The 25,899-nt window shown below is 65.2% G+C and carries 23 protein-coding genes; 13 read left to right on the plus strand and 10 right to left on the minus strand.

Going from position 1 to position 25,899, the window contains the following annotated elements:
* Positions 1 to 67: 67 nt before the first annotated feature.
* From CH271_RS11355 to CH271_RS11380, 6 genes are read left to right on the plus strand one after another with little or no spacing between them, the layout of a single operon-like run.
* On the plus strand, positions 68 to 1,096 hold the full coding sequence (locus CH271_RS11355; protein ID WP_252341853.1) for a thiamine pyrophosphate-dependent dehydrogenase E1 component subunit alpha: 1,029 nt from the start codon (positions 68 to 70) through the stop codon (positions 1,094 to 1,096).
* A 19-nt stretch (positions 1,097 to 1,115) separates the two neighbouring features.
* A complete protein-coding gene (locus tag CH271_RS11360; protein ID WP_094633649.1) occupies positions 1,116 to 2,150 on the plus strand; it encodes an alpha-ketoacid dehydrogenase subunit beta in 1,035 nt (344 codons plus the stop codon).
* A gap of 2 nt (positions 2,151 to 2,152) precedes the next feature.
* Positions 2,153 to 3,607, plus strand: coding sequence for a 2-oxo acid dehydrogenase subunit E2 (locus tag CH271_RS11365; RefSeq protein ID WP_094633650.1), 1,455 nt, complete (start codon positions 2,153 to 2,155; stop codon positions 3,605 to 3,607).
* Positions 3,608 to 3,621: 14 nt separating this feature from the next.
* The gene (locus CH271_RS11370; RefSeq protein WP_094633651.1) at positions 3,622 to 4,008 is read left to right on the plus strand and encodes a Zn-ribbon domain-containing OB-fold protein; all 387 of its coding nucleotides are present in this window, start codon (positions 3,622 to 3,624) and stop codon (positions 4,006 to 4,008) included.
* Positions 4,005 to 5,159: a thiolase family protein gene (locus tag CH271_RS11375; protein ID WP_082323505.1), complete on the plus strand. Its 1,155-nt coding sequence runs from the start codon at positions 4,005 to 4,007 to the stop codon at positions 5,157 to 5,159. Before CH271_RS11370 ends, CH271_RS11375 begins: the two co-directional genes overlap by 4 nt.
* Positions 5,160 to 5,172: 13 nt before the next feature.
* Positions 5,173 to 6,423, plus strand: coding sequence for an acyl-CoA dehydrogenase family protein (locus CH271_RS11380; protein WP_094633652.1), 1,251 nt, complete (start codon positions 5,173 to 5,175; stop codon positions 6,421 to 6,423).
* Between the two features lie 17 nt (positions 6,424 to 6,440).
* On the opposite strand, the gene CH271_RS11385 is transcribed toward CH271_RS11380, so the two are convergent.
* Genes CH271_RS11385 through CH271_RS11395 form a run of 3 tightly spaced genes read right to left on the minus strand, consistent with a single transcriptional unit; the run spans position 6,441 to position 10,676 of the window.
* Positions 6,441 to 7,511 carry an acyl-CoA dehydrogenase family protein gene (locus CH271_RS11385; RefSeq protein WP_094633653.1) on the minus strand — a complete coding sequence of 357 codons (1,071 nt, stop codon included), beginning with the start codon at positions 7,509 to 7,511 and terminating at the stop codon, positions 6,441 to 6,443.
* Positions 7,512 to 7,521: 10 nt separating this feature from the next.
* Positions 7,522 to 10,065 (minus strand): putative PEP-binding protein, encoded by a 2,544-nt coding sequence (locus CH271_RS11390; RefSeq protein ID WP_094633654.1) that lies wholly within the window; start codon positions 10,063 to 10,065, stop codon positions 7,522 to 7,524.
* Positions 10,062 to 10,676, minus strand: a complete 615-nt coding sequence (locus CH271_RS11395) for a hypothetical protein (RefSeq protein ID WP_094633655.1) — start codon at positions 10,674 to 10,676, stop codon at positions 10,062 to 10,064. The genes CH271_RS11390 and CH271_RS11395 overlap by 4 nt, the downstream gene beginning before the upstream one ends.
* 246 nt (positions 10,677 to 10,922) lie before the next feature.
* On the opposite strand from CH271_RS11395, the gene CH271_RS11400 reads away from it, so the two are divergent.
* The gene (locus tag CH271_RS11400; protein ID WP_094633656.1) at positions 10,923 to 12,359 is read left to right on the plus strand and encodes an aldehyde dehydrogenase family protein; all 1,437 of its coding nucleotides are present in this window, start codon (positions 10,923 to 10,925) and stop codon (positions 12,357 to 12,359) included.
* Complete coding sequence (locus tag CH271_RS11405; protein WP_094633657.1) at positions 12,356 to 12,829, plus strand: nuclear transport factor 2 family protein; 474 nt, start codon at positions 12,356 to 12,358, stop codon at positions 12,827 to 12,829. The genes CH271_RS11400 and CH271_RS11405 overlap by 4 nt, the downstream gene beginning before the upstream one ends.
* On the opposite strand, the gene CH271_RS11410 is transcribed toward CH271_RS11405, so the two are convergent.
* Positions 12,826 to 13,356, minus strand: a complete 531-nt coding sequence (locus CH271_RS11410; RefSeq protein WP_094633658.1) for a VOC family protein — start codon at positions 13,354 to 13,356, stop codon at positions 12,826 to 12,828. The two genes, CH271_RS11405 and CH271_RS11410, sit on opposite strands and share 4 nt — an antisense overlap.
* 247 nt (positions 13,357 to 13,603) lie before the next feature.
* Between CH271_RS11410 and CH271_RS11420 the strand changes: the two genes are divergently transcribed.
* From CH271_RS11420 to CH271_RS11440, 5 genes are read left to right on the plus strand one after another with little or no spacing between them, the layout of a single operon-like run.
* Positions 13,604 to 15,148, plus strand: coding sequence for a sugar ABC transporter ATP-binding protein (locus CH271_RS11420; RefSeq protein ID WP_094633660.1), 1,545 nt, complete (start codon positions 13,604 to 13,606; stop codon positions 15,146 to 15,148).
* Positions 15,149 to 15,158: 10 nt separating this feature from the next.
* Positions 15,159 to 16,187: an ABC transporter permease gene (locus CH271_RS11425; protein ID WP_094633661.1), complete on the plus strand. Its 1,029-nt coding sequence runs from the start codon at positions 15,159 to 15,161 to the stop codon at positions 16,185 to 16,187.
* Positions 16,188 to 16,213: 26 nt separating this feature from the next.
* Positions 16,214 to 17,341, plus strand: coding sequence for a sugar ABC transporter substrate-binding protein (locus tag CH271_RS11430; RefSeq protein WP_037188405.1), 1,128 nt, complete (start codon positions 16,214 to 16,216; stop codon positions 17,339 to 17,341).
* Complete coding sequence (locus CH271_RS11435; RefSeq protein ID WP_252341852.1) at positions 17,338 to 18,165, plus strand: sugar phosphate isomerase/epimerase family protein; 828 nt, start codon at positions 17,338 to 17,340, stop codon at positions 18,163 to 18,165. Before CH271_RS11430 ends, CH271_RS11435 begins: the two co-directional genes overlap by 4 nt.
* Before the next feature lie 25 nt (positions 18,166 to 18,190).
* Positions 18,191 to 19,237, plus strand: coding sequence for a zinc-dependent alcohol dehydrogenase (locus CH271_RS11440; RefSeq protein ID WP_037188403.1), 1,047 nt, complete (start codon positions 18,191 to 18,193; stop codon positions 19,235 to 19,237).
* Positions 19,238 to 19,246: 9 nt separating this feature from the next.
* Here the strand turns inward: CH271_RS11440 and CH271_RS11445 are convergent, their stop codons facing one another.
* From CH271_RS11445 to CH271_RS11470, 6 genes are all read right to left on the minus strand, one after another.
* Complete coding sequence (locus tag CH271_RS11445; protein WP_094633663.1) at positions 19,247 to 20,008, minus strand: SDR family NAD(P)-dependent oxidoreductase; 762 nt, start codon at positions 20,006 to 20,008, stop codon at positions 19,247 to 19,249.
* Positions 20,005 to 20,952 carry a TIGR03619 family F420-dependent LLM class oxidoreductase gene (locus CH271_RS11450; protein ID WP_037188400.1) on the minus strand — a complete coding sequence of 316 codons (948 nt, stop codon included), beginning with the start codon at positions 20,950 to 20,952 and terminating at the stop codon, positions 20,005 to 20,007. Before CH271_RS11450 ends, CH271_RS11445 begins: the two co-directional genes overlap by 4 nt.
* Entirely contained in the window at positions 20,949 to 22,688 is a 1,740-nt protein-coding gene (locus CH271_RS11455) for a PEP-utilizing enzyme (protein ID WP_094633664.1), read from the minus strand. The genes CH271_RS11450 and CH271_RS11455 overlap by 4 nt, the downstream gene beginning before the upstream one ends.
* Positions 22,689 to 22,836: 148 nt before the next feature.
* Positions 22,837 to 23,907 carry an acyl-CoA dehydrogenase family protein gene (locus CH271_RS11460; protein ID WP_094633665.1) on the minus strand — a complete coding sequence of 357 codons (1,071 nt, stop codon included), beginning with the start codon at positions 23,905 to 23,907 and terminating at the stop codon, positions 22,837 to 22,839.
* Positions 23,904 to 25,118, minus strand: a complete 1,215-nt coding sequence (locus CH271_RS11465; RefSeq protein WP_094633666.1) for an acyl-CoA dehydrogenase family protein — start codon at positions 25,116 to 25,118, stop codon at positions 23,904 to 23,906. Before CH271_RS11465 ends, CH271_RS11460 begins: the two co-directional genes overlap by 4 nt.
* On the minus strand, positions 25,115 to 25,897 hold the full coding sequence (locus CH271_RS11470; RefSeq protein WP_037188392.1) for an enoyl-CoA hydratase-related protein: 783 nt from the start codon (positions 25,895 to 25,897) through the stop codon (positions 25,115 to 25,117). Before CH271_RS11470 ends, CH271_RS11465 begins: the two co-directional genes overlap by 4 nt.
* Between the last annotated feature and the right edge of the window lie 2 nt (positions 25,898 to 25,899).

Raw genomic sequence — 25,899 nt, forward strand, 5'->3', positions numbered from 1 at the left:
TTGCGCTAGGGTTGTGGCCATACTGGTGAAGACGTAAACAAAGTCTGCAGAGAATGAGGTGTACGTGGTGACTTCGACCGCGACCGACCCGACCCGCGAGGCCGTAGAGCCCATCGGATCGAACGATCCGACGCCGAGCCGAGAGGTTCTGCTCGATCTGCATCGCAGGATGGTGCGAATCAGGCAGTTCGAGACCGAGGCCGGGCGGTTGATGGAGGGCGGTCGGATGCCGGGCTTCCTGCATCTCTACGTCGGCCAGGAGGCCGTTGCGGCCGGCGCGATGTCGAACCTCAGGGACACCGACCAGATCACCTCGACCCATCGTGGACACGGCCATGCCGTCGCCAAGGGTGCCGAGTTCAAGCCGATGTTCGCCGAGTTGTTCGGCCGCGTCGACGGTTACTGCAAGGGTCGTGGCGGCTCCATGCACATCAACGACCTGTCGATCGGCATGCTCGGTGCCAACGGCATTGTCGGAGGCGGTATTCCGATTGCAGTGGGTGCCGCGTTCGCGGCGAAGTACCGCGACGAGGATACGGTCGCCGTACCTTTCTTCGGCGACGGAGCAAGCAACATCGGGGCGTTTCACGAGGCGGCCAACATGGCGGGAATTCTCGAGCTGCCGGTCGTCTTCGTCTGCGAGAACAACGGATACGCCGAATTCACGGCACTCCGTGACCACATGAAGCTGGAGAATGTGGCCGATCGCGCGGCTGCGTACGGGTTCCCGAGCGAGATCTGCGACGGTATGGACGCCATCGCCGTGCGTGCCGCAGTCGGTCGCGCCGTCGAGCGGGCGCGAAGCGGTGGCGGTCCGACCCTGGTGGAAGCCAAGACGTATCGCTACTACGACCACCAGGGTGTCAAGGGTCTCCGCAAGACGTACCGCACCCAGGAAGAGGTCGAGGCCTGGAAGGAACGTGACGCCATCAAGTTGCTCGAGGCGCGGGCGGTGACCGAGGGACTGGTCACCGAAGCCGAGTTCGCCACCGTCTGGGCCGAGGTGGATGCCGACATCGCCGAATCCGTGAATTTCGCCGAAGCCAGCCCGTTCCCGGACCTGGCCGACTTCGCCCTCAATGTCTACAGCGACTGAAGATCTGAAAAGGCTGAGCATGTCTACTGCAACGGAAACACCCAACGCAACCGCGACGGCACCAGCCGCTGCGGGCCGAGTCACCACCTACGTCAAGGCCTACAACGAAGCCGTCGCTCAGGTCATGCGCGAGGACGAGGACGTCTTCGTCATCGGTGAGGATGTCGCCGGATACGGCGGTGTCTTCCATATGTACGACGGCCTGCTCGACGAATTCGGGCCGAGGCGCATGGTCGACACACCGATCGCCGAGATGGGCCTGATCGGACTCGGCGTCGGCGCGGCCGCGCGCGGTCTGCGCCCCATCGTCGACATCATGTTCATGGATTTCCTGGCCGTAGCGCTCGATCAGGTCGTCAATCAGGCCGCCAAGATGAAGTTCATGTACGGGGGCGAGGTCAAGGTCCCCATGGTCATCACCGTCGCCTACGGTGCCGGTGTCAGCGCGGGGGCGCAGCACTCGCAGAGTCTCGAGGCTTGGTTGGCGCACACGCCCGGTCTGAAGGTGGTCATGCCGTCGAACGCCCACGACGCAAAGGGATTGATGGTCTCCGCCGTTCGTGACGACAACCCCGTCGTGTTCATGCTCAACAAGGTGCTTCTCGGTGCCCGTGCCGAGGTTCCCGAGGACCTCTACGCAATTCCCCTCGGCGAGGCTGCCGTTCCGCGAGAAGGCGACGACGTGACCATCGTGGCGTTCGGGCGGATGGTCACCGAAGCGCTGAAGGCCGCGGACATCCTGGCCGAGTCCGGGGTGTCGGTGGAGGTCGTCGATCCGCGGACGGTCCAGCCTCTGGACACTGCCACCATCGTGAAGTCTGCGTCGAAGACCAACCGCATCCTCGTGGTGCACGAGGCCGTGACCTTCGGTGGAATCGGAGCCGAGGTGGCCGCGCAGATCCAGGAGGAGGCGTTCGACTACCTGGACGCGCCCGTACTTCGCGTCGGTGCTCCCTTCACGCCGGTGCCGTTCAGCACACCACTCGAGAAGGCCTACGTTCCCGATGCCGACCGCATCGTCGCAGGTGTGCGCCGTCTCCTCGAAAGGAACTGATCGTGGCTCAGCAGATCGTGCTGCCGAAGCTGGGTCTGACGATGCAGGAGGGCGTGATCGGCGAGTGGGTGGCCGAATCCGGCCAGCGCATCGGTCTGGGCGACGTTCTTCTGCGGCTGGAAACGGACAAGGTCGACGTCGACGTCGAAGCGGAGGCGGAGGGAATCCTGGCGACGACCGCGCAGGCCGGTGACGTCTTGCCCGTCGGCGCGGTGATCGGGTGGCTTCTCGGCGACGGTGAGTCCGCGCCCGGCGGTAACGCCTCGGTCGCGACTGCGGACGAACCGACGGCCGAAGACGGTGTCGCAGTCGAGACCGCAGTGTCCGGACGGGGCAGCGAATCGCGAATCAAGTCGTCGCCCAACGCACGCCGCGTCGCCGGGATGTCCCACGTCGACCTCGCACAGGTGCGAGGTTCCGGCCCGGGTGGGCGAATTGTCTCCGAGGATGTCGAGGAGTTCCTCGCCGCAACGCCTTCGGCCAGTCCAGCGCAGGCCGCTTCCTCCGAGCCGGTCGTGATGCGAGAGGCGGCGCAGCCCGAGAAGGCCGTCGGCGCGGACAGTGCGGCCGGTCGGTTCGTCGGCCCGGTACTCCGTCGTCGGGCAGCCGAGCTCGGAGTCGATCTCGGCGAGCTCGTCGGATCCGGTGTCGGAGGGCGAATCACGAAGGGCGACATAGAGACTGCCGCCGGTCGCAGTGTTTCGGTCCCGGTTGGCGCGCAATCGGCAGAAGCGGACGCGCCTGCCCGCACGACCGGCCCGAAACCCGGCGACACCATCCCGCTGAAGGGCATGCGAGGCGCTATCGCTCGCAACATGCTCGACAGTCTGCACTCCATGGCGCAGCTGACGCACGGCTACGAAGCAGATGTGACCGCACTGGTGCAGATCAGGGCCGAACTGGCAGCCGAGTCCGCGCGCAGCGGGTCGAAGCCGCCGAGCCTCAACGCGTTCGTGGTCAAGGCCGCAGCGCTGGCACTGAAGAAGCACCCACTGCTGAACGCGGGAATCTCCGACGACAAGGTGACCCTGTTCGAGGCCATCGACATCGGCGTAGCAGTGTCGGTCGAGGGTGGCCTCGTCGTCCCGGTCGTCCGGGGAGCGGATTCGCTGTCGATCGGCACAATCGGTTCTCGCACCACCGAATTGGCGGCATCTGCCAGGTCGGGGAGACTGGGACTGTCGGACATGGAGGGTGCGACCTTCTCGGTCAGCACACTCGGGGCGTACGGGGTCGATTTCTTCACGCCGGTCGTCAATCCCGGTAACGTGGCGATCCTCGGAGTCGGCCGCGTGAAGGACGGATTCCGCTGGGAGGGGGAGACTCCCGTCAAGACTCAGGTGATTACCCTGAGCTTGACGTTCGACCATCGAGCCGTGGACGGAGCTCCCGCGGCGGAATACCTCCGCACCGTGAGCGACCTCTTGGCGCGCCCGCTGAGCCTGTTGGCGGAATAGGCCAGCGGGAGGACATGGAATCGACTGCGATCGACGACGGGCTGTTCGTCGAACTCGACCCACCACTGTTGGCCGGGAGTTCGTGTGGCGACTGCGATGTGGTCGTCTTTCCGGCAGCCGAGCGGTGCCCGGGGTGTACCGGCGAGAACGTCACGCGCACGGCGCTGCCCGATCGAGGAACGATTTGGACGTGGACCACCCAGACGTTCGCGCCGAAACCGCCGTACCAGCCGCCGTCGTCGGGATTCGAACCGTTCGTCGTCGGATACGTCGATCTCGGTGCGGTTCTGGTCGAGTCGCGAATAGTCGGTGAGGTCGCGATCGGCGACGAGGTCGAGTTGCGTCTGCTCGACGTCGGCGGGGGCCAGGTCACGTTCGCCTTTGCCAGGGTGGTCTCGTGAGTCCGGCCGACATCTTCGTCGTCGGAGCGGGGATGCATGCCTTCGGGCGGCACGACGGTGTCTCCGGCATGGACATGGGTGAACACGCACTTCGTGCCGCACTGAAAGACGCCGGAATCGGGTGGTCCGATGTCGATGCGGCCGTCGGTGGCAGCAACGTCTCCGGCAAGCCCGACTCGCTGGTGTCTCGGCTCGGGCTGACCGGAATCCCGTTCACGACCGTCAAGAACGGCTGCGCCACAGGGGGAGTCGCGCTGTCGACCGCGGCCGACATGCTCACCGCCGGTCGAGCGGGGATCGTCGCAGTCGTCGGTTTCGACAAGCACCCGCGAGGAGCATTCGCATCCGACCCCGCGGCCTACGGTCTCGACCCCTGGTACGCGCAGACCGGTCTGATGGTCACCACGCAGTACTTCGCCATGAAGACTCGTCGGTACCTCCACCGGTACGGACTCGACGAGTACGCCCTCGCCGCGGTATCCGAGCGGGCCTTCGCGAACGGGGCCGCGCATCCGATGGCATGGCGTCGCACTCCGCTGACCTCTGCGCAGGTTCTGGCGTCCCCGATGATCAACGACCCGCTGACCCAGTACATGTTCTGTTCGCCGGGCGAGGGCGGCGTGGCACTGATTCTCGCTCGGGGTGAGCGGGCACACGACATGTGCGAGCGGCCGATTCGGCTGGCATCCGTCGAAGTCCGAACGAGACGACCGGGATCCTTCGAGGTCTTCTCACCCTGGTTGACCACCGATCCGGTGCACAGCCCGAGTATCGACGCGGCCGCGTCTGCATTCGCCGGAGCGGGTGTGGATCCGGCCGACGTCGATGTGGCGCAGTTGCAGGACACCGATTCCGGGTCCGAGTTGATCCACATGGCCGAAACCGGGCTCTGCGAGCACGGCGAGCAAGCACAGTTGGTCGGCTCCGGAGCGACCGACTGGGACGGCGACCTTCCGATCAACACCGATGGTGGATGTCTGGCCGGAGGTGAGCCGATCGGCGCATCCGGATTGCGGCAGGTGCACGAGGTGGTGCGTCAACTGCAGGGTCGAGCGGACGGGCGTCAGGTGCCCGGCGGGCCGACCGTCGGATTCACGCATGTCTACGGGGCACCGGGTCTGTCGGCCTGCACCGTGCTGACGAGCCGATAGCGAAAGGCGAACCATGACAGAGGTTGTCGACACCGTTCCCGAGTTGGCCGATTTCCGGTCGGAGGTCCGCTCGTGGTTGAGCTCGATCCTCCCGCCGCGGCCGACCCCGTCACCGGACGACCGGCCGGACCTGGCCGTCTTTCGCAATCTGTCCGATGACGACGAGTCGGCCTTGCTCGACGCCGTCAGAGAATACCGTCGCATGCGTTTCGATGCAGGCTACGGCGCGGTGACGTTGTCGGTCGAGCACGGTGGACGCGGGCTTCCCGCGTCGTTCGCATCGGCCATCGCCCAGGCCGAGCGCGAGTTCGATGTTCCGCCTTCGACCGAACTCATCAGTGTCACCACGGGTCTCGTCGGTCCCGCAGTTGCGATGTTCGGCTCGGACGAACAGCGAGCGACTTATGCGAATCCGCTGCTGCGCACGGACTTGCTCGCCTGCCAACTCTTCAGCGAGCCCGGTGCAGGATCCGATCTCGCGGCGCTCGGATGTAAGGGGGTGCGCGATGGTGACCACTGGGTCTTCAACGGGCAGAAGGTCTGGTCGTCGGGAGCGCGGTTCGCGGATCTCGGGATGCTGCTGGCCCGTACCGACCCCGACGTGCCCAAGCACAAGGGAATCACCGCGTTCCTGGTTCCACTCGACCTCGAGGGCGTCGAGATCCGCCCGATTCGGCAGATGAGCGGGGGCGCATCCTTCAACGAGGTGTTCCTGCACAACGTTCGAGTTCCCGACAGCATGCGGCTGGGCGACGTCGGCGCGGGGTGGAAAGTTGCCGGTGCCACTCTGGCCTTCGAGCGCACCGCCTCCGGTTCGGTGACCCGCAAGAAGGGCGGCTCGGTCGCAGAGTTGGTGACTCTCGCACAATCCCTCGGCGTGGCCGGCGATCCGCTGGTGCGTCAGGACATCGCCGACGTGTACATCCGATCCGAACTGCGCGCCGCCACCGCCGACAGGGTAGCGAGGGCCGCTGCGGCAGGGATCTCGCCGGGACCGGCCGCGTCGGTCGGAAAACTGATGGCATCGGACGTGCTGAGCAAGATCGGCGAGATTGCCGCAGACCTGTTGGGAGAGAACATCTCCGCCCGGGTGAACGACGACCTCTTCGCGTGGTCCGAGCACGTGTTGGGTAGCCCGGGTTACCGGCTGGCGGGCGGCACCGATCAGATTCAGCGAACCATCATCGGCGAGAGAGTGCTCGGCCTACCGTCCGAGCCACGGGAGAATCGTGATCGGCCGTGGTCGGGGCGCGACAAGCGCTGATCTACCGGGTGGAGGTCTCACCAGGCGAGGGCGAGGGCCAGACGTTCCCGATGGAACGCGGAACCACCGAAGAGTTGAGCGTCTGCGCGTGCACGTCGAAAGTACAGGTGGCAGTGGTGCTCCCAGGTGAAGCCGATGCCGCCGTGCAGTTGCACCGCCTCGGCCGTCACCGTTCGGTACGCGTCCGAGCACCACGCCTGGGCAACCGAACCGGCTTCGGTGCGGTCTTCGGCTTCGACCGCGCGGGTCACCGCTGACCGACTCGACTCCACCAGCACCAGTAGGTCTGCGAGCGAGTGCTTGACCGCCTGGAAGCTACCTATCTCGCGGCCGAACTGCCGTCGTTCCTTGGCGTACCGGACCGTGGCATCGAGACTGGCCTGGGCACCGCCGAGCTGCTCGGCGGCCAGCACTATGCAGGCGAGGTCGAGGGCCGGAAGTAGTGCTGTGGCAGCGCTTCCGCCAGTTGTGAGACGTCGTGCCGAGGTATCGGTGAGGGTCACAGAGGCCTGAGCGCGGGACAGATCCAGTGTCTCGACGCGGGAGATCGACGCGCCGTCGGCAGACGCCTCGAGGACGAAGACATCGGGGCCGTCGGGAGTTGCCGCCACGGTGACGATCCATCGCGAGCCTGCGGCACCCGGGACGGCTGGCGTGTGCCCGCTCACTGTCCATCCGTGGCTTATCTCCGAGGCGGTGAACGGCAGGTGGTCGAGCGACCACCACCCGCGCCGGTCGAGCCCGGCGAACGCCGCAGGCTGCCCTTCGGCGATGTCGGACACCACGTCCTCGGCGCTGCCTGCGCCGGCGAGCACCTGCCCCGCGAACAGGGTCGAGAGAAAGGGGACCGGAAGCAATGCAGCGCCGAGCTCCTCGGCGACGACGACCAGTTCGGCCAATCCTCCGATACCACCGCAGGATTCGGGCAAGCCGAGGGCAGCCGTTCCGATCTGCTCCGCCAGTATCGACCAGGCGCGCGTGTCCCATCCTGGGCCGGCCGGATCGAGTCGACGGCACAGGTCGTGTCCGCCGAGTTCGGTGGCAGCAGCGCGGACGGCAGCTCGAAGGGCGTCGAGTTCGGCGCTCATCGTGTGGAATTCACCGGCTTTCGAGGGTGGCGTGCGCCGCGGCGAGCCGGGCAACCGGGACCCGCCGAGGTGAGCACGAGACATAGTGCAGGCCGAGCGAATTGAGGAACGAGATGGACTGCGGATCGCCGCCGTGCTCACCACAGACACCCAGTTTGACGTCGGGACGAGCGGTGCGGGCACGGTCGACGGCCATGGAGACCAGAGCGCCGACACCGTCCCGATCCAGGACGGCGAACGGGCTGTCGGTGAGCAGCCCATGTTCGAGATAGTGGGCCAGTACCGTCTTCTCCACGTCGTCGCGGGAGAACCCGTAGGTGAGCTGGGTCAGGTCGTTCGTCCCGAAGGAGAGGAACTGGGCCTCGGCGGCCAATGGTTCGGCCAGCAGGGCTGCGCGGGGAGTCTCGATCATGCTGCCGACGAGATAGGGAACGGTGACGCCGGTGTCGGCGGCAACGGTCGCAGCGGCCCGGTGCACCTGTGCGATGGCCTCGGTGAGTTCGCCCGGCAGCGACACCAGCGGAATCATGACCTCGAGTTGCGGTGTCATTCCTTCGCCGTTCACCACGACCCACGCACGGAACAGAGCTTCGGCCTGGGCGGGATACAACCGGGTCTGCACCATGGCGAATCGAACTCCGCGCAGACCGAGCATCGGGTTCGATTCGTGTGTGGCAGCCGCACGTTCGGCTTGTTCGCGGTCGCGATAGTGGCCGTCGGCCGGGAGGAACTCGTGCAGCGGCGCATCGAGCAAGCGCACGGTGACGGGTCGGTCGCCGACGACACGGAGCAGGTCGGTGAAGTCCGATTGTTGCGCGGCGGTCAGGGCCGCAATGGCCTCGATCTCCTCGGCCTCGCTCTCGGCCAGTACCAGCCGTTGCACCAGCGGGAGCTGATCGCCGAGGAACTGGTGCTCGGTGCGGCACAGTCCGATTCCCTCGGCACCGAGGCGAAAGGCGGTAGCAGCGTCGTCGGCATTGTCCGCGTTGGTGCGGATGCGCAGTTCGCGAATGTCGTCCGCCCAACCGAGCAACACTTCCAATTCCGGTGACGGCTCGGCCGGCCGAATTGCCACGGTACCGACGTAGACGTCACCGGTACGGCCGTTGACCGAGACGGTGTCGCCCTCGGCGAGGGTCACGCCGTCGGTCGTCACGGTGGCGTGCTCTCTGTCGATGCGGATGGTCGCCGCGCCGCAGACCGCCGGACGACCAGCACCGCGGGCAACGACGGCGGCGTGGGATGCGAGCCCGCCGTTGGACGTGACGACCGCGGTGGCTGCCAACAGAGCGGGCACGTCGGCGGGGCTGGTCTCGGACGCAACGAGGATGACGGCCTTGCCCTGCGCTGCCAGAGCAAGTGCTCGATCGCTCGACAGTGCGATCTCGCCGACGGCAGCACCCGGTGACGCGGGGAGTCCGCGGACGAGCAACTGCTCGCTACCGGTGAGGGTGAGCTGAGCGTGCAGAAGGTCCTGCATCAGGTCGGGCTCGAGCATGCGCACTGCCTCGCTGCGGTCGATCGATCGCGCGTTGGCCAGATCCACGGCGAGATTGGTGACCGCACGTGGGCCTGGATGGTCCAGCGCCCCTGCACTCAGCAGGGCGAGCTGGCGATCGCGGACCTCGAACTCGATCTCGGCGACACCGCGCAGATGCGGCTCGAGAGTCGCGAAGATCTGATCGAGGATCTGTTCACCACCGGGAGTACTGGACAGTGGTTCGCCAGGACCGGGATTGGGATCGGCCTTGCGGACACCGAGGTGGAACACGCCGTGGGGTGCGTACTTGCCGGTCTCGAGATCGCGGCTGACGGCGGAACCATGGCCCGAGTCGTCCCAGGGGCCGAGTCGCAGAGCGCGGACGTGCAGTGCAAGGCCCAGATCGTCCGGTAGGGACAGAGAGCGGCGGGCCCGCTGCCCGCGGGGAGAGGCCCAGCGAGCCAACATGGCGGTCGCTGCGAGGCCGAGCTGCTCGGCAGGTTCGGTGGGAAACGGACTGCCCGTCGCACGTTCGATCAGTTCGAGAAGGGCGGGTACGCGAGAGTGACTGTCGGGGTGGTCCTCGTCCAGATCGTCGAGATCGTCGGTGTCGACGTCGAGGGCACCTTCGGCGACGAATCGAAGGGTCGCAGCCCACGAGTCGTAGATGTCGCGATCGCGTCCGATCACCTCGACGAGTGCATCGACGTTCAGGGGCGAGAGCCCGATGACCGAGATGGCAGGAGGCAGAGCCGACACCGGAACCGGTGCGCTGCATCGTAGATGCAGCAGCATGGGTCGGCGCTCGGTGCGCACCGACGGCCAGATCCCGCGGACTGCCAACTTCTCCAACAGATCGATCGTGGCGCTCGCGGTGTCGGGAACACGCAGGCCGGCACCGGACCCGATCGGCACCGTCAGCCCGGGTACGACCGGAAGACCAAGCGCGACAAGGTTGTCCATCTCGACGCCGTGAACCCCCAGCGCGTCGGCACCGAGACCGCGAGCACGGCCTTGCCCGTACGGCACTGCTGCGCGCGCGGAGGTGAGTACGGAACTGTCGGACAGGGTCATTCGGCGCTACCGCGAACGAGTTCCTCCTCGAGGGCCTCGTCCTCGGCGCGGGTGAGTCCCAGCATCATCAGCACGTGCTGATGGAGCCACATCCACACGGTGTGATAGCCATCGGTCAGGGGCGACGTCATCGACGCGGTATCGCCGTTGTCGAACCGTTCGAGTGCGACATTCAGGCGGTCGCGGTACTCCAGTAGGACTGCACACTGCTTCCCACCGCGGCGGAGCAGCTTGGCCACGGATGTATGAATGTCCTCGAGCTGGTCGCGGATTCTGGCGTCGTACTGTGCATCGCCGTGGTCGTTGGCCGTGCCGTCCGGACGGCACTGCCATGCGGTGCACAGTTCCCGCAGCCGACGGTTGACCGGTAGGAATGCGCGCAGGAAGTCGGTGACCGCAGAGTGCTCGTCGCTTCCGTCTGTGAGACGAACCTGCGCACCGGCAGCGGCGATTCCGGCCTGCGTCGGCATGACGATCGGGCCCTTGGCCACGGCGTCACCGGCATCGACGACAGCCTGTAGCTCGGGCGTGACCGGCCCTCGAAGCATGCCCTTCACAACGAGGTCGACCAGAGCGGTCGATTCGGATGTGGTGGTCGCAAGGTCGTTCATGGTGCTCCTGGCGCTCTCCGGTCCCCCGTGGGGAACAGCCTTCGGCAAGTGATGTACGTCTACCGTAGGCGGGACTGTGACGGTGCTCATAACCTACTCAAATAGTAGTGGATGTCAAGAAACTTTGTCCAACTCTGTACAGGTTTGACTGCGGCTAGTTACTTGACAGCATGTCGCCTTTGGCGGCTAGGCTGCATGTGATGGCCGCCACTCGGCCGACCGCCGTACGGGAAGAGGGATCGCGACATGGACGACCGAACCGAGCTCTACATCGGCGGGAAGTGGGTGGCCTCCGCGGGCGGGGGCACCATAGATGTGCTCGACGCCACGACGGGTGAGGTGCTCGCCCGCGTACCCGCAGGAACGGAAACCGACGTCGACGACGCTGTCGCCGCAGCGCGCTCCGGCTTCGATGTGTGGTCGCAGTCCTCGATCGAGGAGCGCGTCTCGGTGTTGCGGCGGATCGCCGACGGGCTGGTCGAACGCGAGAGCGAGCTCGCCGAGATGATGGCGCGCGAGGTCGGGACGCCGATCGCGCGGTCTCGAACCGTACAGGTGGGGCTCGGAGTCACGATCTTCCGATCGATGGCGGACATTCTCGAGGACACCTCGTTGGAGGAACGTCGCGGGACATCGTTGATCCTGAAGGTCGGCATCGGTGTCGTCGGCGCGATCACGCCGTGGAACTACCCGCTCTACCAGCTCGCCGCCAAGGTCGCGCCTGCCATTGCAGCCGGATGCGCCACGGTGGTCAAGCCCAGCAGTGTGGCCCCGCTGGTCGCGTTCGCGGTCGCCGAGATCGCCGATTCGACCGCTCTGCCCCCGGGCGTGCTCAATATCGTCAGTGGGGCGGGCGGCCGGGTGGGGGAGCGACTGGCCGGACACCCGGACGTCGACATGGTGAGTCTGACCGGCTCGACGGCAGCCGGTGCTCGCGTCGGACAGGTAGCTGCAGCCGGAATAAAGAAAGTGACTCTGGAGCTGGGAGGCAAGTCGGCCTTCGTCATCGCTCCCGACGCCGACTTCGATGCAGCTCTGACCGCCGCGGTGCGCGGCTGCTACGTCAACAACGGGCAGACCTGCACTGCGACAACGCGGCTGCTGGTACCCGCCGATCGCCTCGAGTACGTCGAGGAGAAGCTGGCGGAGTTGGTCGGCTCGCAGCGGATCGGTGACCCCCTCGACGAATCCGTCGACATCGGACCGATGGCATCGCGTGAGCAGCAGCAATCTGTCCTCGATCACCTCTCCGCAGTTCCCTCGAACGCTCACTTCGTGGTCGGTGGGCCGGGCGACGTGCCCGACCTGGACGATCGACTGCGGTCGGGATTCTTCGTCCGACCGACGGTGGTGAGCCGAGTCGACAACGATTCTGCGATCGCCCGCGAAGAGGTGTTCGGCCCGGTCCTCACGGTGCTCACCTACGACGGGATCGACGACGCGGTCCGCATTGCCAACGACTCCGAGTACGGGTTGTCCGGAGCCGTGTTCGCGGCCGACGACGACGCAGCGATTGCCATCGCCCGTAGGTTGCGCACCGGTCAGGTGGGCATCAACGGGGGGCGCTTCAATGCCCTTGCACCGTTCGGTGGCATGAAGAAGTCGGGTATCGGACGAGAGCTCGGACCGGATGGATTGGACGAATACTTCGAGAAGATCTCCCTACAGTTGCCTGCGACATGAGCGCCGAGGCGACCGGTGACATCACCCGGCTCATGGCGCGATTCGCGCGAGGGATCGACCTGCGTGACTGGGATATGTATCGATCCGTGTTCACCGACGAGATCGACGTCGACTACACCAGCTACCGCGCGGGTAACGGTGGGCACTTCCGCGCCGAGGACTGGGTGCAGCGTGGGCGGATGCTGTTCCCGGGGCTCGTTGCGTCGCAACACTTCTTGTCGAACTTCGATATCACGGTCGAGGGTGATCGGGGCACGGTCATCACCTACGTGCGAGCCGAGCACGTACTCCCGAACACCTCCGGCGATGCCGTGTTCACCATCGGCGGGTACTACACCGATTCGGTGGTGCGAGTCGGCGGTGAGTGGAAGATCCGCCGAAAGCAACTGACGGTTCTCTGGAACTCCGGCAACCCGCAGGTGCTGACGCTGGCCCGTGAACGAGCGGCTGCCCTACTCGCCGAGGCCTAGACGCGTCGGAGGCGGCGAACGGGATCGGTTCCGTCCCAGTTCGTCGCTGCGTCGGCAACACGCCGGTACAGCTCGAGAATGCTCGGCCGTGGCTCGTAGATCTCCAGGAGATGTCCGAGCTGCGGCCGCGCATCGTGGAACGCGAAGTTGTTGCCGTGCGGGGTGGACGCCGACAGTAGGGCCGGCCAACCACGCTCGCTGAGTTGCCGTTGGTGCTCGGCGAACGACGCGACCATGATCGCAACGTGGTGCACACACCCGCGTGCTCGCGTGGTCTCGGCGAATTCCGGCGGTTCGGCCGAGTGCGTGTGCACCAATTCGATCTGCATGCGGCCCCATTGCCCGTAGGCCGATGAGTGGTCGAAAGCCCCCGTTCGGCCGTCGGAGCCGTACGCGGCCGTGATGACGTTCCGTCGCACGAAGAACGGCCCCGCTCCGGTACGGGCGGAGAAGTCGGCGGCCGCTTCACTGACGTCGTCGACCATGTACGCGATCTGAACCACACTGCCGAGCTCGAACTCACTCATCCGGATTGTCTCGCTTTCCATGTGCAACCGTCGATTCTGATGCTTGCTAACTGATGATCGACTGCAGATACGACGCCACGGTTCTCGATCGCGGCGGTTACCGCGATCCTCTCCTCGTCGATCATTCCTGCACTGAGGCGCACAATATCGAGTTTCGCGAATTGCTGGACTTATCCCTGTACATAGTTGAGTATGACGTGGATAACACAAGCGGGTATCAAGTAACTCAAGTCACAGGCGGGCTTCCATGACCGATGCACTGAGCATCAACAGTCTTTCCAAGACCTTCGGCGGGCATCGAGCGCTGGACCACGTGGAGTTGTCACTGGCCCCGGGTGAAATTCGAGGTTTGGTCGGTCAGAACGGGTGCGGCAAGTCGACACTCATCAAAGTGCTTGCGGGATATCATGATCCGGACGAGGGTGCACGAATAGCAGTCGACGGTCACGACCTTGCCCTCGGTGTTCCCGGCAGTGGTGAGGCCGCAGGCATGCGATTCGTCCACCAGGAACTCGGGCTGGTCGAATCCCTCGATGTCGTCGACAATCTGGCACTCGGCCACGGCTACCTGACGACCGCGGTCGGCACGATCGACTTCCGTGCCGAGCGAGCTCGGGCCAGAGCCGCCCTAGCCGAACTGGGAGTCGACCTCGACCTCGGAAGGCTTGCCGGAGCGCTCAGCATGAGCGAACGCACGATGCTCGCCATCGCTCGTGCGGTTCAGGACCGGTCCGGGCGAGCCGCCGTTCTGGTACTCGACGAGCCGACGGCAAATCTGCCTGCGGCAGAGTCTGTTCGGCTGTTCGAGCTGGTGCGCAGGATCAGGGACCGCGGAGTCGCAGTCCTGTTCGTCTCGCATCATCTGAACGAGGTCTTCTCGCTGTGCGACAGCGTCACCGTGATGCGGGACGGCGCAATCGTGACCACACGACCACTCGACGGTCTCGACGAATCAGGCCTGGTCGAGTTGATGATCGGACGCCGTATCGACGACTTCCTGGCCGAACCGGAGGAGACCTCGGACCCCGAGGGGCAGCCCGTGCTCGAGGTGTCCGAGTTGAACTGCGGAGCGGTGGAGAACTTCGGGTTCGCGATCAGGTCCGGTGAGGTCCTCGGTATCGCCGGTATCACCGGGTCCGGTCGGGAGCAGATCGTGCCTGCACTCTTCGGTGCCGAGTCTCGACGCGGGACGGTTGCCGTCGACGGTGTGGTGGTCGAACAGGGCCGCCCTGACCTCGCCATGTCGGCGGGCGTCGGATGCGTTCCTGCCGAGCGGCTTTCGAATGCTGCATTCGCTACAGCTTCCCTTCGCGAGAACGTCTCGGTCGCGGACCCGTGGGGTTTCTCTCGGGGTGGGATCGTGCGAGTGAAGCGGGAGAAGTCCGATGTTGCCACGTGGCTCGAGCGACTCGGTGTACGTCCGGCCGGTGACACCGAGCGCCATCTCGGCACTCTCAGCGGAGGCAATCAACAGAAGGTCGTGCTGGCCAGGTGGCTTCGGCGCAGTCCTCGCGTGTTGTTGTTGGACGAGCCTACGCAGGGCGTCGACATCGGTGCTCAGGCAGACATCCATGCACTCGTGGACAAGGCCGCGCAGGACGGCGCTGCGGTACTCGTGGTGTCCACCGACCACGGGGAACTCACGCGTTTGTGCGATCGGGTGATCGTCCTCTCGGCAGGCCGGGTGGTCGACGAATTCTCCCGCCCCCGCATCGACCCGGATCGATTGACGGCCTCGACTCTGAAGAAACCTGTGTCCGCAGCAGCGCGGTCCGGCGCAGAAGATCGGTGAAAGGATCACCATGACAACACAATCCCACGAAGGCACAGCAGCGTCACCGCACACTCCACCGCCGGGCGGTGAGGTCGATGCCGAACGTCGCACGGCTCGACGACGGCCGAATCTCGGACTCGATCGCTTCAGCGGTCTCTATGTGTGGATCGCCGTCATCGCGCTCTTCGCGCTCTGGATTCCGGACACCTTCATGACCCAGGGCAACTTTCGCATCATCGCGGGCGACCAGGCCATCACTGCCATGCTGGCCATCGGGTTGATCGTGCCGCTCGCCGCCGGAGTGTTCGATCTGTCCATCGCAGGCATCATGGGGTTCTCGGTCGCGATGGTGTCCTACCAGCTCTCGCAGGGCATCGGCACACCCATCGCGGTCGTCACCACGGTGCTGTGCGGAGCGTTGATCGGGGCCGTCAACGGTTTTGTCGTGGTCAAGCTCAAGGTCGATTCCTTCATTGCCACTCTGGGAATGTCGAGCATCCTGCTGGCGGGGACCTACTGGGTCACCGACGGAAAGCAGATCACCGAGGGATTCACCGATGGCTTCCTCGACCTGGGGAGCAAGCCGTTCCTCGGCCTGCCGTTGCCGTTCTTCTACATGATCGGCGTCGCCGCCGTGATGTACGTCGTACTCGAGAAGACCCCGTTGGGTCGCTACTTCTACGCCACCGGTGGTAACCGTCAGGCCGCACGGCTCGCCGGGCTACGAGTCGAGCGAATCATGTTCGGCGCGTTGATGACCTCGGTCACCATCGCGGCCTTCACCGGAGTTGTCCTCGCGGCCAAGCTCGGCACCGCCGCACCCGACATCGGCCCGTCGTACCTGCTTCCCGCGTTCTCGGCCGTCTTCCTCGGCTCGACTCAGATACGCGCAGGTCGGGTCAACGTCCTGGGCACACTGATCGCCATCTATCTGCTTGCCACCGGTGTGAAGGGGCTGCAGTTGGCCGGCGCACCCAGTTTCGTCAACGACCTGTTCAACGGACTGGCCCTCATCGTCGCCGTGGCTCTCGCGGCTCGGACCGCCCGCCGTACCTGACCTCCCTCCTCTCGAAAGGTGATCACGTGAAATCAACCAACTGGACGAAGGCTTTCGTGGCCCTCGTATCCGCGAGCCTGCTGGCGTCCGCATGCAGCAGCTCGGACGAGACCACGACGACCGGTGCAGCTGCCGACGTGGCAGGCGCGCAGGCCGTCGCCGATCGGTACGAGGCACCGCCGGCCGATCTCGTTCTGACAACGCCGTTGAGCAGAGCTCCGGACAGCGGCAAGTACGTCATCAGTATCGAGACACCGCAACCGATCTCGAGCGCGAAGAACGACGCCATCCAACAGGCCGCGGACGTCCTCGGGTGGCGCTATCAGCGAGTACTGATGGGCACCGACGCAGAAGCGGCACCCAAGGCGATGGATCAGGCCATCGCGCTGAAGCCGGACGCGATCCACATCTCGGGTACCCCACTCACGATGCTCACCCGGCAGATCGAATCTGCCGAAGCCGCAGGCATTCCCATCATCGCGGACAGTATCGCGGGCCCGCCCGTGGCCGGTGTCATCTCGACCGCATTGGACGGTGACGCTCAGGTCGAGGAGTGGGGAAAGATGGTCGCGAGTCAGGTCGTCGCCGACAGCGACGGGCAGGCGAACGTCGCCATCTTCTCGATCACCGACTATTCGATCCTCAATGTCTTCACCGACGCGTTCACCGCACAGTTGAAAGCCCAGTGCCCCGACTGCACAACCCAACTCGTGAACCAGCAGGTCACCGATCTCGGCACCAAGACCCCCCAGAGCGTGGTCAGTACGCTCCAGCGTGACCCGACCATCAACTACGCGGTCTTCTCCTTCGGTGACCTCGTGCTGGGTGTCGATGCGGCCCTGCGTGGGGCAAGCCTGACCGATCAGGTGACCTTCGCCGGTCAGACGCCGACGCCGGACAACCTCGAGTCCCTGAAAGGCGGCGACAACAGTGTCTGGGTCGGCTTCCCGGTGCAAATTCTCGGATGGCGCGTGATCGATACTCTGGCAAGGCAATTCAACGGTGACGACCTCGCCGCGGCCGATGCCGCGTTCCTTCCCACGCAATTGCTCAACAGCGACAACATCGGTTCGGCAGTCCTCGACGAGGACACCGGCTACTACGTCGGCGTAGCGGATTACCAGGGTGAGTTCGAGACACTCTGGCAGAAGTGACGCCACGGATCCTGTCTCTGTCCCACCTCTCGGCGCTGCATCTGGCACCGCCGGAGCTGATCGACTGCGCTGCGTCGGGCGGCTTCGGCGCGGTGGGCGTCCGAGTGGCGCACACCGAACGCGACCGGGGATTCTGTCTCCCGGCCGGATCGGCGCTGCTGCGTGAGACCAAATCTGCGTTGGCGCACAACGGGATGCGAGTTCTCGATGTCGAGGTGGTCAAGCTGCATCCCGGAAGTTCGAGAGGGGACTGGTCGTCCATCCTCGACGCAGGTGCCGAGCTCGGTGCCCGGCACCTGCTCGTCACGGTGCTCGACGACGAGCGCAACCGGGCAGCGGACAACTTCGGCGAGATCTCGGAGCTGTCCGAGGACGTCGGTCTTCGGTGTTGTCTCGAGCCGATGATCTTCTCGTCCATTCGAGACTTCTGCGCCGCTGCCGACTTCGTCGCCGCTGCCCGGGGCAGCAATGGCGGTGTTCTCGTCGACGCCCTGCACTGGGTACGGGCGGGGTCGGCGCTGTCCGATCTCGACGCCGTCGACGAGAACTCGTTGCCGTACTGGCAGATCTGCGACGCGACGTCGGCGGAGCCCTGGGACGATCTGAACGCAGCGATCACCGAGGCTCGAACCGACAGGCTCCCGCCGGGACAGGGCGCCTTCCCGCTGGTCGATCTCGTGCGGGCGCTCCCGCCCACGGCTGCGGTCAGCGTTGAGGTCCCGTCCGCCCGTAGCGCAGGCGATACGCGGGCGTGGATTGTGGAACTGGGTCGAGCTACTCGAAAGGTGCTCGACGAAGCGGAAAGTGAGAAACTGGAGACATGACCAATAAACTGAATTGCGCGCTGTCGTGACCGGCACCTCGGAGCGAAGGTACGTCCACGTCGTCGCACCCGGCACAGCCGAGACGAGTGTCGACGCTGCACCCGTGCCTGCCCCGGACGGTGTCGTCGTCGACATCCGCTACTGCGGGATCTGTGCAACCGACACACACGGATACTCGTCCGCGGCCCTGCCGCCGGCCGTGTTCGGCCACGAATGGACGGGCACGATCAGCGCCGTGGGCGAGAACGTGACCACCTTGCGGGTGGGTCAGCGCGTGGTCGCAGGTGTCGGGCCTGCATGCGGCGTGTGTGCCCAATGCAGGGCAGGTCACGCCGCTCACTGCGACCTCGCATTCGCAGAGGCCAACGGTATTACCGATGACGCCCCCGCACACGGCGGATTCGCCACCACCCTCACGGTGTCCGCACGCAGGGCCATCCCGGTACTCGACGCGCTGTCGGACGAAGAGGCCGCGTTGATGGAGCCGGCGACCGTGACGTTCCATGCCGTCAAACGTGCCGCGATCACGCTGGGCTCCACCGTCGTCGTCCAGGGAGCGGGTCCCATCGGTCTACTTACCGCACAACACGCCCGTACCGCTGGGGCAGGCCGAATCCTCGTCAGCGAGCCGTCATCCGCACGTCGAACGGCGGCAACGGATCTGGGCTTCACCGACGTGGTGGAACCGGCGGATCTCGCAGCGTTGCTCGCCGACGTCACCGGTGGGCTCGGGGCCGACGTCCTGTTCGAGTGCACCGGAGTCGCCGCTTTGATGCAACCGTCCGCCGAGCTGGTCAGACGGGGCGGGACCCTGGCATTGCTCGGGTATCCGGGCACCGATTCCTCTGTCAGCTATGGCGATTGGCAGTCTCGCGAGCTCACGGTGATCGGCTCGCTGGCGTACTCGCACGAGGATTTCCTCGGTGCGATGACACTGGTCGCCGAAGGTCGGATCGATGTGAAGTCGTTGCACACCGGCACGATCGGGCTCGGTGAACTGGTCGAGATGTTCGCCGAGCTCGACTCCGGGACGAGTCGGCACGCCAAGGTGCTGGTCGACCCGAGTCGTTGACGCGGTGGGTCAGACGGGAGCCGGCACCGGCACCGTCTGACCGCTCCCGCAGGTCGCTCCACCGTCGACCGGGATGGCGACACCGGTGACGAACGACGCCAGCGGTGAGGCCAGGAATGCGATGACCTCGCCCACCTCGCGAGCGGTTCCCCAACGGTGAAGGGGCACCATCGTCCTGAGCGCTTCGTAGCGGTCGGGGGTGTTGTCCTCGATGCGTCGGGTCATGCCGGTGCCGATGGGTCCCGGGCAGACGGCGTTGACGCGGATTCGGTCGTTCGCCAGGTCCAGGGCGAAGGATCGTGCGAGGTTCACAGCGCCGGCTTTGGCCGCGGCGTACGGCCACCGGTTCGGCTCACCACCGAGCGCGGTTGCCGATGCCGTGATCACGATCGAACCGCCGCCTGCTCGGCGGAACGCAGGAATGGCTTCGCGCACACCGAGTACGACCGCACGAAGGTTGACTTCGATCGAACGATCGAAGACCTCCATGTCGAGGGTTTCGATGGATCCGGATGCAGGCACACCGGCATTGAGCACCAGGGCGTCGAGGCGTCCGAACGAGGTCTCCGCGTGCTGTACTGCCGCACGGTTGTCGTCCTGGTGGGTGACGTCGCCGACGAACGGCACCGCATTGTCGTTGCCGGACAACCAGTCCAACGACTCCGCGGTGGTGTCGAACGCAACGACCGAGCCGCCGTTCTCGAGAATGATCTCCGCGGTCGCACGGCCGATACCCGACCCCGCACCTGTCACCACCGCGACGGTGTTCACGACGCGCTCGCCGTCGCCGGAGTCGACAGATCCTCGATGTCGTCGAGCAGGACTGCCAGCCGCGCCGGTGCGTCGACCCAATCGTTCGGCGAACGCATCTCGTCCCAGAAGTTGGGCTCGACGATCAGGTGTTCTGCGCCTGCCGCCAGCGCAGTGCGGATGTCGGTGCGGACCCCGTCGATGCCCTGGCCACCCGATCCCACATCGTCGGTGGGCCGCTGCAGATACGAACGGAGGAACAGTCGAATCGGACTCGCATCCTCCGAGCGCAGTTCCCGCATCGTCTCGAGTTGTTCGAGCAGAGCCTCCGGGCTGCCACTGCTGGGGTTCCAGATGTCGAACAGTGCTGCGGTGCGCTTCAATCCGGTCGCCGAACGCAGGCCCGAGAGCAGTGGTGGGTGTGGCTGCTGCACTGGTTTGGGTCGAACGATGGACCGCGGGATGCTGAAGAACTCACCCTCGAATTCCACCGGGTCGGGTCCCCAGCAGGCCTGCACTGCCCGCACCAATTCGCCCATTCGACGGCCGCGGGTGCGCGGATCGACATCCATCTGAGCATGTTCCTCGTCGGACCACCCGGCCCCGAGACCGGCAACGAGTCGTCCGCCCGACAGTAGATCCAGAGTCGACAAGCGTTGCGCCAGTTCGACCGGACGATGGTAACCGGCCACCAGGATGCTGCTGCCAATCGTGATCGTCCTTGTACAGGCAGCGGCGAACGCCATCAGTTCGGTGGCACCGAGAACCGAGCGGTAGGCGGGATGCACGCTGGTGGTGTGGCGCCCGCCGTAGATCGATTCGTTCTCTTCGGGATAGAACAGGTGCTCCTGAACCCACAGGCTCGAGAAGCCCAGTTCCTCGGCCGAGGTGGCGAAGGCGCGGACAGCACCGGCGTCGACATGTTCACCGAGCTGAGGGAGGGACAAGCCGATTGCGAGAGTCACAGTACGGTCACCGTTCCCGTGTTTCCGTCGACTTCGATCATCGCACCGTCGGGGATTTTCAGGGTTGCGTCCTGCACCGAGACCGCGCAGGGAATGCCCAGTTCGCGGCACACTATCGACGAGTGAGTGATGGTGGCACCGACGTTGACGACCACGCCGCCGGCGAACACGAAGAGAGGGGTCCAGGCCGGATCCGTCTGTGGGGCAACGATGATGTCGCCCTCGGCGAGGTCGCCGACTTCGTACGGATCATGGAGGATGCGCGCTCGGCCGCGGCTCACCCCCGGTGCGCCGCCGACTCCGGTCAACGAATCGCCGGGAGCTGCGATCTGCGCCTTGTTCTCGGTCCTTCTGGGCCACTGCGAGAGTGGCAGCGGCTCGAACAGGAAGAAGGGCGGCTCGAGGTCGAAGAGTGCGAGGTACTGCTCGCGCCGCTCGGCAACGGTGGTTGCGAAACTTTCGGGATCGGCGACGAAAGCATCGAGTTCGTCGTCGAGCAGCATCGTGATGTCGTGATGGTCGTCCATGATGCCGCGGTCGACCATACGATGCCCCAGTTCGTACAGGGCCGTGCGCATCTCGCCCATCACCTTCACACAGGCAGTCTTGGTTCGCTCTCGCCAGGGCATGAACTTGGTGATGGATTTGGCAGCGTCGAGGAAGCTCTGACGAGTTGCATCGTCGGGCATCTTGGCGGCGAGCTCCGCGGTGAGTGCGATGCGCTTGGACTCGTTGCGCCGTCCGATCACCTCGGGGTCGGATTCGTCGGGACTGAGCCGCATTCCGTTGATGGCCAGCAGGGCGAGCACCGGCTTCGATTCCCAACTGTCGGAGCGGATGTCCCACTCGTTCGGCGCTCGCGATCCGAACTTGTACAGAAAGTCGTCGAAGTCCTGTCGGAACTGCTTCGCATCGGGGGAGTCGCCTGCATCGACGGCGTCGAGGAGAGTGGTGAGTCCGTTGTCGAACAGGGAGGTCAGTTCCGCGGACTTCGCCACCGACCGACCCATGTTCCACAGGGCGTACGACGGTTCTGCCGAGTCGACTCCGCCCAGCCCGCTGAGGAGGTCGCCGAGCTTGTCGGCTTCACCGATGGCCTCGAGCAAGGCTCCGGCCACGGCAGGCCCCATCGTCGAGAGTGTGGTGGTCACCGGGTGGTAGGCGTAGCAGAAGACGAGGTCCGGAACGAACGATCGCGCGTGGTCGACCAGTTCGCGATCGCTCAGTGCCGACATGTCGGGGCGAGCGGCGCGAGCGGCGTCCGCCCGACGCTTCGCCTCCTCTGCCTCGGGAAAGGTGTCGGTGGTCAGAGCCCACGCGGTCTTGTCGGCCAATCCCGCTGTGAGCTGGTCGTTCTGGTGCCACGGTTGTTCGACGTAGTCGGGGATGTCGGGGTGATCGCCGACCCACAGGCTGTTCCAGACCGGAACGGTCAAGCCCGGCAGGCGGGCTCCGTTCAGCTCGGTCATCGAGAAGTTGGTGTAGTGGTAGCCGCCGAAGTTACCGATGATCTGCGGCATGGTCTCGTCGATCTCGGAGGGCAGGTGAGTGCCGAGGTGTTCCACATATCCTTCGCGCCAGCCGATGTTGAGGCCCTTGTTCCAGACGAGGGTCACGTTGAGCGGACTCGACGGGTCGGGAAGTACCTCCCCGGCGTTGGCTCGCGTGTACACCGGGTACCGCTCGCTGAACTCCCAGTCGGTGATCCAGCTGTCGCGATCGTTCTCGACGCTCACTGAGTGCTCCTCTGCCGTTGATGCCGGACTGTATTTCAAGTCACACTATAGAAACTATGGGGCAAAAGAAACATGTACAGAGATATTTGTCCGCAAGTCCGACAGGTATACCGACGTCAGGCGAAGCGTCAGTAACTTGAGAAGTGAATCAGTAACGATTTCGGTCGTGGACGAGCGCGGCCGCGACGGCCTCGACGTGAACGGTGGTGCTTCCGAGCAGTAGCTCACTGGTCTTGGCCCGGCGGAAGTACTGGTGCAGTGGGTGTTCCCACGTGAAGCCGATGCCGCCGTGGATCTGGATGGACTCCTCGGCGGCAGAAGTCGCGGCCCGGGACGCGAGCACGCGCGCGGTCGCTGCGGCGACGAGGAACTCGCTCGTGCGTCGCGTGTCGGCACCCGCCGCATCGAGTACAGCGGCCTCGGCCAATTCGATCGCGATCAGCATGTCGGTCAGACGATGCTTGATCGCCTGGAAAGATCCGATGGCCCGGCCGAACTGTCGCCGGGTCTTCGCGTACTCCACCGACATCTCGAGGCAGGCGCGCGCCGCACCCACTTGCTCGGCGGCAAGGGCCGTGATGGCTACCGCTTGTGCCGTGGCGAGACCGGTCGGCAGGTCTCGGCCGGTCACCCGATGTGCGACGGCATCGGAGAACTCGACTCGCGTGAGCCCGCGCGTGAAGTCCAATGTTTCTCGGCGAGTTCGGGTTACCCCGTCGGCGTGCGCGTCGATCGCAGCGAGGTGAGGTCCGTCCGATCCGTCTGCGACCACGAACAGCACATCGGCATCGGAGCCGTCGACGACTGCTTCCTGGGCACCGTCGAGTACGACGGTGTCGTCGGCACCTTCGCGCGCGGTGACGAGCGAGGTGCCGAAGGGAAATCCCGTCACGAGTGCCGCAGTGGCGGTGCCATCGGCGATCGACGGGAGGTACTGCGCGCAGGCAGCATCGGAACCGGCATGCAGAAGAGTGAGCCCGGCCAAGATCACCGACGAGAAGTACGGAGCGCGTCCGAGCGAACGACCGAGTTCGGACATGACGACTGCAGTGTCCTTCAACGCGAAGCCCGCACCACCGACGTGCTCGGGGAACGGAATCTCGGTCAAGCCCATCTCCAGAAGTGCAGGCCACACATCCTCTCCTGCAGCAGTTCTCGACAACGATGCCCGCAGACTGCTGCTCAGATCCTGCTGTTCTTCGGACAGTTCGAGTGTCATGCGAGGCCTTCCCGCGGTTCACGCGGCAAGCCGAGTCCGCGTTCGCCGATGATGTTGCGCTGAATCTCGTCGGAACCCCCGGCAATTCGGTATCCGGGTGCGCCGAGAAGATGCTCGGTCCAGGCAAACGTGTCGGGTACCCCGGTGTCGGCAAGAATGCTCGGCCCGAGGAACGACGCTGCCGCGTCGCCGATGCGTTTGAGGTTCTGGGTCCAGACCAGCTTGCCGATCGATCCTTCCACTCCCGGAACGGCTCCGGCCAGTTCTCGCTCGGCGTAGCGAGCCACCAGCAGCGCCGAGGCCCGCTCGTAGATCGCCGCGTCGGCGAGCTGTTGACGAACCAGTGGGTCTTCGGTGATGCCCGAAGTCCGTGCCAACCGCAGCAGGTCGGCACTGTTTCCGCCGGCGCTGACAATTCCTGCGCTCGAACTTCGCTCGAAGCCGAGCGTCGTGAGGGCGACCGTCCAGCCGTCTCCCTCGGCACCGAGGCGCAGTGAGTCCGGCAGCTCCACATCGGAGAAGAACACTTCGTTGAACGTCGAGCCACCGGACATCTGACGGATCGGTCTGATGTCGACACCCGGGCTGTCCATCGGCACCATGAATGCCGTCATACCCCGGTGTTTCGGGACGGTCGTATCGGTGCGGGCAATGAGAAGACCCCACTCGGAGAACTGAGCTCCCGAGCTCCAGACCTTCTGGCCGTTCACCCGCCAGCCACCGTCGGTCTTCACCGCCTTGGTGGCCAGTCCGGCGAGGTCGGAACCGGCTCCAGGCTCCGAGAACAGCTGACAACACAACTGGTCGGCTCGGAGGAAGGCCCTGACGAACTGCTGCTTCTGCTCGTCCGTGCCCAGTGCATGAATCGTCGGAGCCACCAGTTCGACTGTGACAAGGACGCTTTCGTGCCGCTCGGGCGCTGCGAAGTCTCGTTCGAGACCGACGTACGCGCGCTCGTGGCTTGCGGTCAATCCCGGACCGCCCCATTCCTGACCCCATGTGATGGCTCCGAAGGCCGCGTCGATGCGAACCCCTTGCCATTGTCGGGCGGCGTCGATGAGCTGCCGCTCTTCGTCGTGGCTCCGATCGTGGAAGATCGCATAGTTGGAAACGGCCGATTCATTGCTTCGCCGCGCCAGGTTTTCTTCGAGCCACGCTTCGGCCTTTTCGGTGAAAGCCTCAACGTCGATACCGCGATCATCCGGTGTCATGCTTTCTTGCCTCCTGCCATCTCGGCAATGCGTGCCTCGACCGCCGCCTTCGAGTCGGGGTGTTCGGACAGGCGCAGTGTGAACGTCTGTTCCAACTCGTATCCGCGCTTGAGATCGAGGTTCTCGCAACCGTTCAGCGACTGCTTCGCGAGAGTGAGTGCGTAGCGACTCTTCGACGCAATGGATCGCGCGCGCGTCATGGCCGTGGTCATGCAGTCGTCGTGCGCGACGACCTCGATCGGAGCGCCCCAACTCCGTAGTGTCTCCGCGTCGACTGCGTCGGCCGTGAAGAACAGACGCCGCATGGCTTGCTGCGGCAGCATGCGCGCCGTGAACCGGCCGCCGCCGAGGACACCGACTCCCATTTCCGGAAGCCCGAATGTCGCCCGCTCGGACGCGACCACCAGATCGCAGACCGACGTCAAGCCGAACCCGCTTCCGAGGCAGGGGCCGTTGACGGCCGCGATCACTGGGAGTGCGCAGTCCAGAACTCCGAAAATCGCTCGGCGCACTTCCCGCATCTCGATCTCGCCGCCGATCGAGTCCATGACCCGAAAGCTTCCGAGATCGTTTCCGGCGCAGAATATTCTGCCTCGACCGGTGAGCACCACGGCGCGAATGTCCTGGTTGTCGGACAGCGCCTCGAAGACCGTGGCGATCTCCCCGTACATCTGCGTGTCGATGGCGTTGACCTTGCCGCGGGCCAACTCGACCACCGCGATGCCGGGTTCCGGCTCGGTCACCGTGAGATGTTCGATTCCGTTCGGCTGGAGAGGCATTG

Origin of the sequence: Rhodococcus sp. 05-340-2, from assembly GCF_002258915.1 — a bacterium.
Taxonomy (GTDB): domain Bacteria; phylum Actinomycetota; class Actinomycetes; order Mycobacteriales; family Mycobacteriaceae; genus Rhodococcoides.